A 15,333-nucleotide genomic window follows, 5' to 3' on the forward strand; every position below is an offset into this window, starting at 1 on the left:
GGTGCGGCTATTTCCCCGCGCCCGATTTCGTGCATAAATCTCCTGTTGCCATTTCTTGAATCACCTTTTAAAACGCTTGTTCGGGACTCTGGTTCGGAAATTGCTACTTTCACTTGGTCTTACGCTTTCCAGTAACAATAATTCTGCGCCACAAGCGCTCATATTGGTTCTTAGGGATTGAATAATGAAAAAAGCATTGCTGACCCTTTCTGCACTGGCATTGTGCATGGCTGCTGGTTCCGCCATGGCAAAGGAATACAAAGAACTGCGTTTTGGCGTTGACCCTTCTTATGCTCCGTTCGAGTCCAAAGCGGCTGACGGTAGCCTGGTGGGCTTTGACATTGATCTGGGGAACGCAATCTGCGCCGAGCTGAAGGTCAAGTGCAAATGGGTCGAAAGCGATTTCGACGGCATGATTCCGGGCCTCAAGGCCAATAAATTCGACGGCGTGATCTCTTCGATGACCGTCACCGAAGCCCGCGAAAAAGTCATCGACTTCTCCAGCGAGCTGTTCTCCGGCCCAACCGCCTACGTGTTCAAGAAAGGTTCTGGCGTCACCGCAGACGTCGCTTCGCTCAAGGGCAAGACCGTCGGCTACGAACAAGGCACCATCCAGGAAGCCTATGCCAAAGCCGTTCTGGACAAGGCCGGCGTTAAAACCCAGGCCTACGCCAACCAGGATCAGGTCTATGCCGACTTGACTTCCGGTCGTCTCGACGCAGGGATTCAGGACATGCTGCAAGCTGAACTGGGCTTTCTGAAGTCGCCGCAGGGCGCCGATTACGATGTCACCAAGCCAGTCGACAACGCTTTGCTGCCGGCCAAAACAGCTGTCGGTATTAAGAAAGGTAACACCGAGCTGAAAGCGCTTTTGGATAAAGGTATCAAAGCGTTACACGATGATGGCAAATACGCCGAGATTCAAAAGAAACACTTTGGCGATCTGAATCTGTACAGCGGCAAATAATGCCCGGCGCCCATCTCGCGATGGGCGCTTTTTTTATCCGATCAGGTTGCTGATTTATGTTCGAAAACCTATTACAAAATCTGGGGCTCTCAGCCTTCAGCCTCAAGGGCTTCGGTCCGTTGCTGATGGAAGGCACCTGGATGACCATCAAATTATCGGCGTTGTCGCTCTTGGTGGCCGTCTTGCTCGGCTTGCTGGGCGCCAGCGCCAAGCTGTCCAAAGTCAAACTGGTGCGCGTGCCGGCGCAGGTCTACACCACGCTGATTCGCGGCGTGCCGGACCTAGTGCTGATGCTGTTGATTTTCTACAGCCTGCAAACTTGGCTGACGTCGTTTACCGACTTCATGGAATGGGAATACATCGAGATCAACCCATTCAGCGCCGGGGTCATCACCCTGGGCTTCATCTATGGCGCGTACTTCACCGAGACCTTCCGTGGCGCGATACTCGCAGTCCCGCGTGGTCAGGTCGAAGCCGCCACCGCGTATGGCCTCAAGCGTGGCCAGCGTTTCTGGATCGTGGTGTTCCCGCAAATGATGCGTTTTGCCCTGCCGGGGATCGGCAATAACTGGATGGTGATGCTCAAGGCCACTGCGCTGGTGTCGATCATCGGCCTCGCCGACCTGGTCAAAGCCGCTCAGGACGCCGGCAAAAGCACCTATCAACTGTTCTATTTCCTGGTGCTGGCCGCGGTGATTTACCTGCTGATTACCAGCGCTTCCAACTTCGTCCTGCGCTGGCTCGAACGCCGTTACGCCGCTGGTTCCCGGGAGGCCGTACGATGATCGAACTCTTGCAGGAATACTGGAAGCCCTTCCTTTATACCGACGGCCAGAACATCACCGGCCTGGCCATGACCCTTTGGCTGCTCAGCGCCTCGATTTTCATTGGTTTCCTGGTGTCGATCCCGCTGTCCATCGCCCGGGTCTCGCCGCATTTCTACATCCGCTGGCCGGTGCAGTTCTACACCTACCTGTTCCGTGGCACGCCGTTGTATATCCAGCTGCTGATCTGCTACACCGGGATCTACAGTCTGGCCGCCGTGCGCGCCCAACCGGTGCTCGATGCATTCTTTCGCGATGCGATGAACTGCACGATCCTGGCATTCGCCTTGAACACTTGCGCCTACACCACGGAGATTTTCGCCGGGGCGATCCGCAGCATGAACCACGGTGAAGTCGAAGCGGCCAAGGCTTATGGCCTGACAGGCTGGAAGCTGTATGCCTACGTGATCATGCCGTCAGCCCTGCGTCGTTCGTTGCCGTATTACAGCAACGAAGTGATTCTGATGCTGCACTCGACCACCGTGGCGTTCACGGCGACCATCCCGGACATCCTGAAAGTCGCGCGGGACGCCAACTCGGCGACCTTCCTGACCTTCCAGTCGTTCGGCATCGCCGCGCTGATCTACCTGACCGTGACCTTCGCGCTCGTCGGCCTGTTCCGCCTCGCCGAACGCCGCTGGCTGGCCTTCCTCGGGCCTACCCACTAGGACCCGCTTTAGGGATAAAGAGACAAACATGCGCCACCAGATTCATAACCTGTTGTCCCCGCTGCCGGGGACCGCTCGACAGATTCACAGCTTCCACTTCGGTCCCTCGTCGGCCAAAGGCAAGATTTACATCCAGTCGTCCCTGCATGCCGATGAATTGCCCGGCATGCTGGTGGCCTGGCACCTCAAGCAGCGCCTGGCGGAACTGGAAGCCGCCGGCCACCTGCGCAGCGAGATTGTGCTGGTGCCAGTGGCCAACCCGGTCGGCCTGGAACAAGTGTTGATGGACGTGCCGCTGGGCCGCTACGAGCTCGAAAGCGGGCAGAACTTCAACCGCTGGTTCGTCGATTTGAGCGAGGCCGTCGGTAACGAGATCGAAGGCAAGCTTGGCGATGATCCGCAGCACAACCTCGAACTGATCCGCAGCAGCCTGCGTAATGCGCTGGCAACGCAGACTGCCGGCACACAACTGCAATCCCAGCGCCTGACCCTGCAACGGCTGGCCTGCGACGCGGACATGGTGCTGGACCTGCATTGCGATTTCGAAGCCGTGGCGCACCTCTACACCACGCCCGAAGCCTGGCCACAGGTCGAGCCGTTGGCCCGTTACATCGGTGCCGAAGCGAGCCTTCTAGCCACCGACTCCGGCGGTCAGTCGTTCGATGAATGCTTCACCCTGCTTTGGTGGCAGTTGAAAGAACGCTTCGGCGAGCAATTCGACATTCCGCTGGGCAGCTTCTCGGTCACCGTCGAATTGCGCGGCCAGGGTGACGTCAATCACCCGCTGGCCAGTCTCGATTGCCAGGCGCTGATCGACTACCTGATTCACTTCGGGGCCATTGCCGGCGAACCGGCGTCACTGCCTGCACTGCCCTACCCCGCCACGCCGCTGGCCGGCGTCGAACCGGTGGCTACGCCGGTCGGCGGGCTGCTGGTGTTCACCGCGCTACCGGGGGAATACCTCGAAGCCGGGCAGAAGATCGCCGAAATCATTGACCCGATCAGCGATCTCGTCACTCCCGTTCATTGCACCGCCGCCGGGCTGATGTACGCCCGTTCGCTGCGACGCATGGCCACTGCCGGCATGGTGATCGCGCACGTCGCGGGCGCCGAAGCCTATCGCAGCGGCTACCTACTTTCGCCTTGAGGATGCATGCCCCATGTACAAACTGACCATTGAAGGCCTGCATAAAAGCTATGGCGATCATCATGTGCTCAAAGGCGTTTCACTCAAGGCCAACACGGGCGACGTCATCAGCCTGATCGGCGCCAGCGGTTCGGGCAAAAGTACCTTCCTGCGTTGCATCAACTTTCTGGAGCAACCCAACGACGGTGCGATGACCCTGGACGGCCAGAATATCCGCATGATCAAGGATCGCCACGGCATGCACGTGGCCGACGCCAATGAGCTGCAAAAGATCCGCACGCGCCTGGCCATGGTGTTCCAGCATTTCAACCTGTGGAGCCACATGACCGTGCTGGAAAACATCACCATGGCGCCGCGCCGGGTGTTGGGTTGCAGCAAAGAGGAAGCCGAAGACCGCGCTCGTCGCTACCTCGACAAGGTCGGCCTGGCCGCTCGTGTGGCGGATCAGTACCCGGCATTCCTTTCCGGCGGCCAGCAACAACGGGTCGCTATTGCCCGCGCGTTGGCGATGGAGCCGGAAGTCATGCTGTTCGACGAGCCGACGTCGGCGCTCGACCCGGAACTGGTCGGAGAAGTGCTCCGAGTAATCCAGGGCCTGGCTGAGGAAGGCCGGACCATGATCATGGTGACCCACGAAATGAGCTTCGCCCGCAAGGTCTCGAGCCAGGTGCTGTTCTTGCACCAGGGACTGGTGGAAGAGGAAGGCGCGCCGGAAGACGTGCTGGGCAATCCGAAGAGCGAACGGTTGAAGCAGTTCCTGAGCGGCAACCTGAAGTAGGCAGGGCCTGTAGGCGCGAGCCTGCTCGCGATGGTGGTGTAATCAGGAAACACTTTACTGACTGACACTGCGCAATCGCGAGCAGGCTCACTCCCACAAAAAACAAAGCAATTAAACTTGTTACATTCCGGCGCGGTCACTGAAAGAACACGTTCAGAGCGCACACCGCCGGCATGGGAACCTCCCCCGACTTCGCAAAACAATGGTTCACCGCCCGCGGCTGGAAGCCATTCGCCTTTCAGAAACAGGTGTGGACGGCGGTTAAACGCGGTGAGTCCGGGTTACTGCACGCCAGCACTGGCGCTGGTAAAACCTACGCGCTCTGGTTTGCCGCGCTCAATCGCTTCGCGGCATCTGTCGCGCCTGTTGAAACACCACGCAAACGAAAACCGCTCGCCCAACCGCTGACCGTGTTGTGGATCACGCCCATGCGCGCTCTGGCCGCCGACACAGCCCGAGCGCTGGAAGCGCCGCTGCTTGATTTGCACATACCGTGGAGCGTCGGCCTGCGTACCGGCGACACCAGCAGCAGCGAGCGCGCCCGTCAGAGTCGACGTCTGCCCACCACCCTGATCACCACTCCCGAAAGCCTGACCCTGATGCTGGCCCGTGCCGATGCGCGCACGGCGCTGGCGACCCTGCGCATGGTGGTGGTCGACGAATGGCATGAATTGCTAGGCAACAAACGCGGCGTGCAATTGCAACTGGCCCTGGCGCGCCTGCGGCGGTGGACCCCGGAGCTGATCGTGTGGGGCGTTTCCGCGACGCTGGGTAATCAGACCCACGCGGAACAGGTTTTGATCCCACAAGGTGGCGGCATCAGCGTACAGGGCCAGAACGCCAAGGCATTGCTCATCGACACCTTGTTACCCCCCACCATCGAACGGTTTCCCTGGGCCGGGCATATCGGTTTGAAAATGTTGCCGCAAGTCGTCGCGGAACTGGATTCCAGCCCCAGCAGCCTGGTCTTCACCAACACCCGTGCCCAATCGGAGATCTGGTATCAAGCCTTGCTGGAGGCACGCCCCGATTGGGCCGGGTTAATCGCTTTGCATCACAGCTCACTGTCGCGAGAAACCCGCGACTGGGTCGAGCGGGCATTGAAGGAAGGTCAGCTCAAAGCGGTGGTTTGCACTTCCAGCCTGGATTTGGGCGTGGACTTCTTGCCGGTCGAACGGGTGCTGCAAATCGGCTCGGCCAAGGGCGTGGCGCGGCTGATGCAACGCGCAGGTCGCTCAGGTCACGCGCCGGGACGGGTTTCACGGGTGACCCTCGTGCCCACTCACAGCCTGGAATTGATCGAAGCGGCCGCTGCGCAAGACGCCGTGGCGGCGCAACGCATCGAACCTCGTGAGTCACCGCATAAACCACTGGATGTGTTGGTCCAGCATCTGGTCAGCATGGCGCTGGGCGGTGGTTTTTTACCGGATGAGTTGTATGAAGAAGTCCGCGGCGCCTGGGCATACCGCGATCTCACCGAGGCGGACTGGACCTGGGCGCTTGCTTTCGTACGCCATGGCGGACTTTCTCTGACGGCTTACCCGGATTACCGAAGGGTCGAACCGGATGAACACGGGGTGTGGCGCGTGCCGGATGCGCGACTGGCGCGGCGCCATCGCATGAGCATCGGCACCATCGTCAGCGACGCAAGCATCCAGCTGAAGTTCTGGAGCAAGGGTGGCGGAGGTAAACAATTGGGCAGTGTCGAGGAAGGGTTTATCGCACGACTCAAACCGGGGGACGGTTTTCTGTTTGCGGGGCGTCTGTTGGAATTGGTCCGGGTGGAAAACATGACCGCTTATGTCAAACGCAGCACCGTGAAAAAAGCGGCGGTGCCGCGCTGGAATGGCGGCCGGATGCCCCTTTCCAACGAGCTGGCACAGGCGGTGGTCGAGCGCTTCAGTGCCGCCGCGCACGGGGATTTCGTCGGTCCGGAAATGCAGGCGTTGCAGCCTTTGCTCGAGGTGCAACAACGATGGTCTGGCCTGCCAACCTCGACGAAGTTGCTGGCAGAAGCCCTGAAATCCCGCGAAGGCTGGCACTTGTTTCTTTACCCCTTTGCCGGTCGCCAAGTGCATTTGGGCCTCGCGAGCCTGCTGGCCTGGCGCGCCAGCCAACAACAACCAGTGACGTTTTCCATTGCGGTAAACGACTATGGGCTGGAGTTGCTCAGTGCCACTCACATGGATTGGTCACAGGTGCTGAACGCCGAATTACTGAGCCCCGGCAATCTGTTGCAAGACGTGCTTGCCAGTTTGAATGCCGGTGAGCTTGCGCGTCGCCGGTTTCGGGAAATCGCACGGATCGCCGGGCTGGTCTTCGCCGGCTACCCCGGTGCGCCGAAAAGCACGCGCCAGGTTCAAGCGTCGAGCGGGTTGTTCTTCGAAGTATTCAAGCAGTACGACGCCGGCAATTTGCTGCTGGCGCAGGCCGGGGAAGAAGTCTTGCGCGAAGAACTGGATATTCATCGCCTGGAGCAGACGCTGGAACGCATCAACCGCCTGACAGTGGAGCTGCACCCGATAAAACGTCCTACACCGCTCGGGTTTCCGCTGCTGGTCGAGCGCATGCGGGAGAGCATGAGCTCGGAAAAACTCGCCGATCGCATCCGCCGCATGGTCAGCGACCTTGAGAAAACCGCCGAAGCCGGAAAACGCTGATGAACACGCCCTATCCCGTGCGACTGGCCGGAGAGGAACTGTGGCTGCTGCCCGAAAAAGCCATCTACTGGCCAGCCCAGCAAGCGCTGCTGATCGCCGATGTGCATTTCGGCAAGGCGGCGGCCTATCGCAGTCTTGGCCAGCCAGTGCCTCACGGCACCACCGCGAGCAATATCGCGGTGCTGGACGGGTTGCTGACAGGCCTGCCCTGCCGTCAGCTGATTTTCCTCGGGGATTTCCTACACGGGCCCGGCTCTCACGCAACGGCCACCCTGAGCGCCCTGGCCGAATGGCGAATGCGCCACCCTGATTTACCGATGACGCTGATTCGCGGAAACCATGACAAACGTGCGGGGGACCCACCGGCCTCGTTAAACATCCGGGTTGTGCCCGAGCCGTTGCTGATGGGGCCGTTCGCCTTGCAGCACGAACCTGAGCCACACCCTGATCGGCACGTGCTCGCCGGACACGTTCATCCGGTGTATCGACTCAATGGCAGAGGTCGGCAGACCTTGCGGCTGGCCTGCTTCAAGCTGGGCGTGGACATAAGCCTGTTACCGGCCTTTGGCGCGTTTACCGGCGGGTATCAGGTCGAGCAGGACGAGCGCTGCAGGATTTTTGTCATTGGTGACAACGAAATATGGCCAGTCAGCTGACGTCTTCAAGGACATCAGCTGACTGGCCATTCATTTTTCAGCAGCAGGTCAGACAACAGGCGCGGGAGGTGGCTCATCCGGCAAAGTGGGCTCACCGGGTTCAGTCGGTTGTTCATTGGGGGTATCGGGATCAGGCTGACCGGGGATGCCCCCTGCCATGCTGATGGGTGGATGTGCCAACAAGGACCAGGCCAAAACGCCAACCTGATTGGGCTCAAGCCTTGCCAGTTCGGCACTTATTCGCGGATCGATCTTCATATAGCACTCCTGAGCGAAGGCCCCGTTCGCTGTGCGCGAACCGGGCAGTACACCCAATAGAGTGTCTACCCGCTCAAGAATTCCCGCTACCTCTCAGATGAATGACTCAAGTGCGCGGGAGGGTGACGCCGAGCTGGCCCTGATACTTGCCGCCACGGTCCTTGTAGGAGACTTCGCATTCTTCGTCGGATTCGAAGAACAACATCTGCGCCACGCCTTCGTTGGCGTAGATTTTCGCCGGCAAGGTGGTGGTGTTGGAGAACTCCAGGGTGACATGGCCTTCCCACTCGGGCTCAAGCGGCGTCACGTTGACGATAATGCCGCAACGCGCGTAGGTGCTTTTACCCAGGCAGATGGTCAGCACGTTGCGCGGAATGCGGAAAAATTCCACGGTGCGTGCCAGGGCGAAGGAGTTCGGCGGAATGATGCAAACATCGCTTTTAACGTCGACGAAGCTCTTCTCGTCGAAGTTCTTCGGATCGACGGTCGCCGAGTTGATGTTGGTGAATACCTTGAATTCATCGGCGCAGCGAACGTCGTAGCCATAGCTCGAAACACCGTAGGAAATGACGCGCTCGGCGCCTTCGCCGCGCATCTGGCGCTCAACGAAGGGCTCGATCATGCCGTGCTCTTGCGCCATGCGGCGAATCCACTTGTCCGATTTGATGCTCATGGCGGGTGTCCTGAATAGCGAGGTGGAAAAATTCTGTCCGGCATCTTACCGGGCGCGCGCTCCGGGTTCAAAGTCCAGGGCGCAATTCTCGCCGATCCCCCGTGAATATTGGGCTTTGGCCGCAATACGCTGCACCGTCAGTCACGAAAACATAGAAACCTTCGCAAGAAGCATTGGCACGTCCCGGAAAAAGGGTTAAGGTGGCGCCACTGTGCTGCTTGTGTCACTGAGAATCTCTACACGATATGTTGAATTTCGATCCAACCATCTACAAGAATTTTTCCTGCTCTTTGCACTCAGTCTCGGCCAGGGTTCTTCCTGAGTCGCAGTTATCTTTGTTCAAGGAGTTACACCATGTCTAATCGCCAAACCGGTACCGTTAAGTGGTTCAACGATGAAAAAGGCTTCGGCTTCATCACTCCACAATCCGGTGACGACCTGTTCGTTCACTTCAAAGCTATCCAATCCGACGGCTTCAAAAGCCTGAAAGAAGGCCAACAGGTTTCTTTCATCGCTACCCGCGGTCAGAAAGGCATGCAAGCTGAAGAAGTTCAAGTTATCTAACTTGTACTTGCTTTAGTAAAAAGCCCCGCCCTCAAAAGCGGGGCTTTTTTGTGCCTGACTGTTTTGCAGGCAAAAAAAATCGCAGCCAGTGGCTGCGATTTTTTTATGTCTTACCAGGCCACGCCAAACCCTGCGGTGTAGCGCGTCTTGTCCAGGTCAGCCTCGCTGGTGCCGCTGATGATGTCTCGCTCAGCCTTGAGGTTGAGCGATGCCCACTCGGTGACTTTGTAGCGCAAGCCCATTTCGGCATCGAGCGCGTAATCGGCGACGCCCGACAACGGCTTACTCACTTCGCCATTGGTGAAGAACTCCACCTTCTTGCCAATCAGGTAGCGGTTGTAGTCCCACTTCATTGCCAAGGAATAGAAGTTCTCCTTGCTGCCGTCGGAGAATTCATAGTCCGTGCGGTTAAGCAGCGAACCCAGGGAGAACGCGCCCAACTCGTCATCCCAGAATTGGTAACCCGGACCGGTACCGACCGTGCGCTGACGAGAGAGGTCTTCGACCTGGTCACGCTTATAGACCGCTCGACCTTCCCAGAACCATTTCTCGGTCAGGAAGCGGTCGAGTGAGTATTCGGCGCGCCAGTTGTCGGTGGTGACCACATCATCCTGGAATTCGCGGTTGTACTCGCCTTCCGCGATGTGGCGCCATTTGCCATGGCGCGCGGTGGTCTTGAAGTTGATGTCATAGTCATCGGTGTTTTTTTCCGCACGCTGGTAATCCAGCGCCGCGTCGATATTACCTTTCCACACCAGGTCTTCGATCACGGGCTTGGGCTTGAGGATCTGGTGGATGCTGGCCAGCTCGACTGTCTTCGGCGCCTCGCCATTCTCCAACGTCACCTTGCCGTCCTCCGCAGGATGCAACGACTTGGCTTTCTGGCCGGTGTAAGCATCTTGCTTAACCAGCAACTCCTGATCACTTTCCAGGGTTTTGACCTGTTTCCAGTCGATCGGTACCGCGCCGGCGTACTCCGTCTGGATCAGTAATTTGCCGCCGTCGAACAGTGAGATTTTGCCGCTCAACTTGTCACCGTTTTTCAACCAGACGGTATCGGCGAGCAAGGGCGTGGAGGCACTCAAGACAGCAAGGCACAACAGAGTTCTGGACACCATAAGCAGAGATAGGCTCAAGATTGCGAAAAAAGTCGGCATTATCCATAGGAATAAGGCCCCAACAACGACTGACCCAACTAATTCCCCTGAGTTCATTCTCAACAGGCGATCCAGGACTTACTCTACGGTCGGTAATGCGAACTTTTTCAGGAACCGCGGACGTGACCGACTCAACCACTGAAACCGAAAGCGCGGCGCAAATCCGACGCACGGCGCTCTACCTGACCCTTGCACAGGTACCAGAGGGCAAAGTGGTGAGCTATGGTCAATTGGCCGAGCTGGCTGGATTGGGTCGAGCCGCCCGATGGGTTGGACGCACACTGAGCCAATTGCCCGGCGACACGAAGTTGCCCTGGCACCGGGTGCTCGGTGCCGGCGGTCGGATCAGCTTGCCCGTTGGCAGTCCTTCAGGGGACGAACAGCGGGCGCGATTGCGCTCTGAAGGCATCAGTGTCCTGAATAATCGTGTTGATATTCTGCGCCATGGCTGGCGTCCGGTAGAGCACAGCGGTTAGAGTGCGCGCTTTGTTTCCGTAACTCTTGAGGCAGACTCCAACCCATGCCCCGTAAAACCTGGCGCGCCGCGCTCGCCGCCTATGCCAGCCCCTCGACGCTTGTGTTGTTGTTGCTTGGTTTCGCCGCCGGCATGCCCTACATGCTGGTGTTTTCGACGCTTTCCGTCTGGCTGCGTGAGGCCGGTGTGGCCCGCGAAACCATTGGCTATGCAAGCCTGATCGGCTTGGCCTATGCCTTCAAATGGGTGTGGTCTCCGCTGCTGGACCAATGGCGCCTGCCATTTCTCGGCAAACTCGGTCGACGACGCTCCTGGCTGGTACTGTCCCAGACGCTGGTCATCCTCGGCCTGATCGGGATGGGTTTCTGCGACCCGCAAAAACACCTGTCTTGGCTGATCGCTATCGCCGTGGTCGTCGCCTTCGCTTCGGCGACACAAGACATCGCGGTAGACGCCTACCGTCTGGAAATCGCCGACGACACTCGCCAGGCCGCACTCGCTGCCAGCTATATGTCTGGCTACCGGATTGCCGCCTTGCTGGCCACGGCCGGCGCACTGTTCTTCGCTGAAGGCTTCGGCTCCACCGGCTTCAACTACAAGCACTCGGCCTGGACCGGCACTTACGTGCTGTTTGGTGCCCTGATGGTTCCGGCCTTGCTGACCAGCCTGTTCATGCGCGAGCCACCCGTGCCTCTGCGCACCCAACTCCAGGCCGGGCGCTACAGTTTTGTGCATCAACTGGTGTCAGTGTTCGTGCTGATCGTGTTGCTGGTCTCGGTACCGGCCATGTTCACCCAGCTCTACAACACCGACTTTGCCAGCGTGCTGTTCAAAGGCGTCAGCCTGCTCGACCTGTTGCTTGAAGACCGTGCATTCCTGCGGGCAATCCTCTACACCACCCTGACAATGATGTGCCTGTCAGCCATGGGCCGGCGCGGTCTGGCGCCGGTGCTGACCCCGATCAACGACTTCATTTTGCGTTACCGCTGGCAAGCGTTCCTGTTGCTCGGACTGATCGCCACCTATCGGATGTCCGATACGGTCATGGGCGTGATGGCCAACGTGTTCTACATCGACCAGGGTTTCACCAAGGACCAGATAGCCAGCGTCAGTAAGGTCTTTGGCCTGATCATGACGCTGCTCGGCGCCGGAATGGGCGGCTTGCTGATCGTGCGCTTCGGTATCTTGCCAATCCTGCTCATCGGCGGTATCACGTCGGCCGGGACCAACCTGCTGTTCCTGATGCTCGCCGACATGGGCGCGAATCTGAACATGCTGATCTTCACCATTTCCCTGGATAACTTCAGCTCGGGCCTGGCGACCTCAGCGTTCGTCGCTTACCTGTCGAGCCTGACCAACCTCAAATTCTCCGCAACCCAATACGCCTTGCTCAGCTCGATCATGTTGCTGCTGCCTCGCCTGATCGGCGGTTACTCAGGCGTCATGGTGGAGAAATTCGGCTATCACAATTTCTTCATGATCACGGCCCTGCTGGGCGTGCCGACGGTGCTGCTGATCGCCCTGCACTGGTTCCAGGAGAGCCGCCGCGCAGGTCCGACACCGACACCCGAACCGGTGCCGACTCAGGTCGCCGAAGAATCGTAAGACATTTCGCAGAGGGCGCGGAGAAACCCGCCCTCCTGCCACACCGCCGACCGCACGCCTGTACGCCAGCGGATCTCGCCCGTACAATGCTCCGTCATTTCTCGTCATCAGCAACCGACAACGGCCAACCATGCGCACCAGTCAATTTTTGCTCGCCACACAGAAAGAAACGCCTTCCGACGCGGTTGTAGTCAGCCATCAGCTGATGCTGCGCGCCGGCATGATCCGCAAACTCGCCTCGGGCCTCTACACCTGGCTGCCGATGGGCTTGCGAGTGATGCGCAAGGTCGAAGCCATCGTTCGTGAAGAAATGAACGCCGCCGGCTCTCTTGAAGTGTTGATGCCGAGCACCCAACCGGCTGAGCTGTGGCAGGAATCCGGTCGCTGGGAAGAGTACGGCCCTGAATTGCTGCGCTTCAAGGATCGCCACGGTCGCGATTTCTGCGCCGGCCCGACCCACGAAGAAGTGATCACCGATCTGATGCGCAATGAATTGAGCAGCTACAAACAGCTGCCAATCAACCTGTACCAGATCCAGACCAAGTTCCGCGATGAAATCCGCCCACGTTTCGGCTTGATGCGCGGCCGCGAATTCATCATGAAGGATGCGTATTCGTTCCACGCTGACCAGGCGTCGCTGCAGGTCACTTACGACCGCATGCACCAGGCTTACTGCAACGTCTTCACCCGCCTGGGCCTGAAGTTCCGTCCGGTTGAAGCCGACAACGGCTCTATCGGTGGCGCCGGCTCCCACGAGTTCCACGTACTGGCCGAATCCGGCGAAGACGACATCGTCTTCAGCAACGGTTCCGACTACGCCGCGAACATCGAGAAGGCAGAAGCCGTACCGCGTGAAACGTCTCGCCCTGCGCCAGCCGAAGAGCTGCGCCTGGTCGACACACCGAACGCCAAGACCATCGCGCAACTGGTCGAAGGCTTCAACCTGCCGATCGAGAAGACCATCAAGACCCTGGTGGTTCACGCTGAAGAGAAAGGCAAGCTGATTGCCCTGATCATCCGTGGCGACCATGAACTGAACGAAATCAAGGCCGCCAACCAGCCTGGCGTTGCCAGCCCGCTGGTCATGGCCTCCGAAAGCGAACTGCGTGACGCCATTGGCGCTGGCGCCGGTTCCCTCGGTCCGTTGAACCTGCCACTGCCAATCATCATCGACCGCTCCGTCGAACTGATGAGCGACTTCGGCATCGGCGCCAACATCGACGACAAGCACTACTTCGGCGTGAACTGGGAACGTGATCTGCCTGTTCCGACCGTTGCCGACCTGCGCAACGTCGTCGCTGGCGACCCAAGCCCGGATGGCAAGGGCACCCTGGAAATCAAGCGCGGCATCGAAGTCGGGCACATCTTCCAGCTGGGCAACAAGTACAGCAAGGCGATGAAGTGCGAAGTGCTGGGCGAGAACGGCAAGCCGGTCACCCTGGAAATGGGTTGCTACGGCATTGGCGTTTCCCGCGTGGTGGCTGCGGCCATCGAGCAGAACAACGACGCCAACGGGATCATCTGGAGCGACACCCTGGCCCCGTTCCAGGTCGCCCTGGTGCCACTGCGCTACGAAACCGAACAGGTTCGCGAAGCCACCGACAAGCTGTATGCAGAGCTGACTGGCGCAGGCTTCGAAGTGCTGCTGGACGACCGCGACAAGAAAACCAGCCCGGGCATCAAGTTCGCGGACATGGAGCTGATCGGCATTCCTCACCGGATCGTGGTCAGTGACCGCGGCCTCGCCGAAGGCAATCTGGAATACAAGAGCCGCACCGAACCTGAAGCGCAAGCGCTGCCGGTCGCTGACGTGCTGTCGTTCCTCCAGGCCCGCATCCGCCGCTGACACCAGATAGAGAAGTCATGTTCAAGCGAAACACCTTAGGCCTCGGTGGTGCCGCCCTGTGCGGCACCCTGCTGGTCAGTGGCTGTGCAAATCACATGTCACAACGCAGCGAGCACGAGGAACGTGTCGAGCGCAAATTGCTCGATCACAGCCTGCAGATCGATGTCGGCGAGCCCAAGGTGCTCGAATTGCCGCAACGTCGGGTGAAAATCCACGAGCAGAAGACGTTCGAAGTCACGGAATTCGAAGTCACCCGTCACTACGATCGCTATACGCCCTATCAACCCTGGCGGGAGGTTTACGAGATTCCGCTGGGTGCGGTGGCCGTGGTGGCAGGCATCGGCGCGAACGTGGTCAACGTGTTCGCCCTCGGCAATCTGCCGGACAGCGTGACGAAAGACTGGCTGAACTACGGTATCGCCGGGCTCAACCCGTTCATGAACATGCCATCCCATGGCCGAGCGCAGCAGAACCTGGCGGGCATCGACGAGGTTCAGCGCGACAAGCGCACCGAATACTCGAGCCTGCCCTGGAGCGAGCGCCCGGTGCAGGTCAAGGCCGGCAAGGAAACGTTCGAGCTGACTACCGATAAAAACGGTGTTTTACGCCTGAACCTGCTGGACACCCCGTTCGCCGAACATGACATCAATCATCTGACTCGACTGCTGATCAGTGTCGAAGACGGTCAGGACGATGTGCACAACGACTCGTCGCTGGCAGTCAGCAGTGGTTTGCGTGGCAAGTTGCTCGAAGCCCACGGGCTGATTTACGACGACCTGGAAGACGACGAGGTGAACCAGTGGGTGCACCGGGTCAAACGCCTGTCGGAACTGGGTCTGGAAGAAGAAGCCAGCGAGCTGGAACAAAGCCTGATCGAACTGACTCGCAACGATCCCGAGTTGCAGACCGAATTCCTCAAGTCCTTGACCAAGGATGCCGGGCGATTGGTGGCGGATCCGGGACCGAATTAAAAGCAAAAAGCTTCGCGAGCAAGCCCGCTCCCACAGTTGACCGAGTTGTTCAGATGAATGCGGTCTAATGTGGGAGCGGGCTTG

Annotated in this window: 15 protein-coding genes; 12 read left to right on the top strand and 3 right to left on the bottom strand. The window is 59.0% G+C overall.

Going from position 1 to position 15,333, the window contains the following annotated elements; genetic code table 11:
- The first annotated feature begins 184 nt into the window (after positions 1-184).
- From QRN31_RS03630 to pdeM, 7 genes are all read left to right on the top strand, one after another.
- Positions 185-967 carry a transporter substrate-binding domain-containing protein gene (locus QRN31_RS03630; protein ID WP_140666252.1) on the top strand — a complete coding sequence of 261 codons (783 nt, stop codon included), beginning with the start codon at positions 185-187 and terminating at the stop codon, positions 965-967.
- 56 nt (positions 968-1,023) lie between these two features.
- Complete coding sequence (locus QRN31_RS03635; RefSeq protein ID WP_033058975.1) at positions 1,024-1,752, top strand: ABC transporter permease; 729 nt, start codon at positions 1,024-1,026, stop codon at positions 1,750-1,752.
- Entirely contained in the window at positions 1,749-2,459 is a 711-nt protein-coding gene (locus QRN31_RS03640; protein WP_222590030.1) for an ABC transporter permease, read from the top strand. The genes QRN31_RS03635 and QRN31_RS03640 overlap by 4 nt, the downstream gene beginning before the upstream one ends.
- Before the next feature lie 28 nt (positions 2,460-2,487).
- A complete protein-coding gene (locus QRN31_RS03645; protein WP_285430255.1) occupies positions 2,488-3,606 on the top strand; it encodes a succinylglutamate desuccinylase/aspartoacylase family protein in 1,119 nt (372 codons plus the stop codon).
- A gap of 13 nt (positions 3,607-3,619) precedes the next feature.
- On the top strand, positions 3,620-4,384 hold the full coding sequence (locus tag QRN31_RS03650) for an ABC transporter ATP-binding protein (RefSeq protein WP_208671578.1): 765 nt from the start codon (positions 3,620-3,622) through the stop codon (positions 4,382-4,384).
- 173 nt (positions 4,385-4,557) lie between these two features.
- Positions 4,558-7,044, top strand: a complete 2,487-nt coding sequence (locus QRN31_RS03655) for a ligase-associated DNA damage response DEXH box helicase (RefSeq protein WP_285430257.1) — start codon at positions 4,558-4,560, stop codon at positions 7,042-7,044.
- Entirely contained in the window at positions 7,044-7,700 is a 657-nt protein-coding gene (gene pdeM / locus QRN31_RS03660) for a ligase-associated DNA damage response endonuclease PdeM (protein ID WP_285430259.1), read from the top strand. The genes QRN31_RS03655 and pdeM overlap by 1 nt, the downstream gene beginning before the upstream one ends.
- 48 nt (positions 7,701-7,748) lie before the next feature.
- On the opposite strand, the gene QRN31_RS03665 is transcribed toward pdeM, so the two are convergent.
- Positions 7,749-7,958, bottom strand: a complete 210-nt coding sequence (locus QRN31_RS03665; RefSeq protein WP_084321795.1) for a hypothetical protein — start codon at positions 7,956-7,958, stop codon at positions 7,749-7,751.
- A 106-nt stretch (positions 7,959-8,064) separates the two neighbouring features.
- Positions 8,065-8,631, bottom strand: coding sequence for a dCTP deaminase (gene dcd, locus QRN31_RS03670; protein ID WP_090187649.1), 567 nt, complete (start codon positions 8,629-8,631; stop codon positions 8,065-8,067).
- 354 nt (positions 8,632-8,985) lie between these two features.
- Here dcd and QRN31_RS03675 point away from each other — a divergent pair, with 354 nt between their 5' ends.
- Positions 8,986-9,195: a cold-shock protein gene (locus QRN31_RS03675; RefSeq protein ID WP_002554837.1), complete on the top strand. Its 210-nt coding sequence runs from the start codon at positions 8,986-8,988 to the stop codon at positions 9,193-9,195.
- 110 nt (positions 9,196-9,305) lie between these two features.
- Here the strand turns inward: QRN31_RS03675 and QRN31_RS03680 are convergent, their stop codons facing one another.
- Entirely contained in the window at positions 9,306-10,313 is a 1,008-nt protein-coding gene (locus QRN31_RS03680; protein ID WP_285430263.1) for a DUF481 domain-containing protein, read from the bottom strand.
- 134 nt (positions 10,314-10,447) lie between these two features.
- Between QRN31_RS03680 and QRN31_RS03685 the strand changes: the two genes are divergently transcribed.
- The 4 genes from QRN31_RS03685 (at position 10,448) to QRN31_RS03700 (ending at position 15,249) form a co-directional block, all read left to right on the top strand.
- Positions 10,448-10,828: an MGMT family protein gene (locus tag QRN31_RS03685; protein ID WP_285430265.1), complete on the top strand. Its 381-nt coding sequence runs from the start codon at positions 10,448-10,450 to the stop codon at positions 10,826-10,828.
- 44 nt (positions 10,829-10,872) lie between these two features.
- A complete protein-coding gene (locus tag QRN31_RS03690) occupies positions 10,873-12,432 on the top strand; it encodes an AmpG family muropeptide MFS transporter (protein ID WP_285430267.1) in 1,560 nt (519 codons plus the stop codon).
- Positions 12,433-12,562: 130 nt separating this feature from the next.
- Positions 12,563-14,278 (top strand): proline--tRNA ligase, encoded by a 1,716-nt coding sequence (locus QRN31_RS03695; RefSeq protein ID WP_285430269.1) that lies wholly within the window; start codon positions 12,563-12,565, stop codon positions 14,276-14,278.
- 17 nt (positions 14,279-14,295) lie between these two features.
- The gene (locus QRN31_RS03700) at positions 14,296-15,249 is read left to right on the top strand and encodes a hypothetical protein (protein WP_285430270.1); all 954 of its coding nucleotides are present in this window, start codon (positions 14,296-14,298) and stop codon (positions 15,247-15,249) included.
- Positions 15,250-15,333: the final 84 nt, after the last annotated feature.

Source organism: Pseudomonas sp. fls2-241-R2A-110 (assembly GCF_030209165.1).
Taxonomy (GTDB): domain Bacteria; phylum Pseudomonadota; class Gammaproteobacteria; order Pseudomonadales; family Pseudomonadaceae; genus Aquipseudomonas.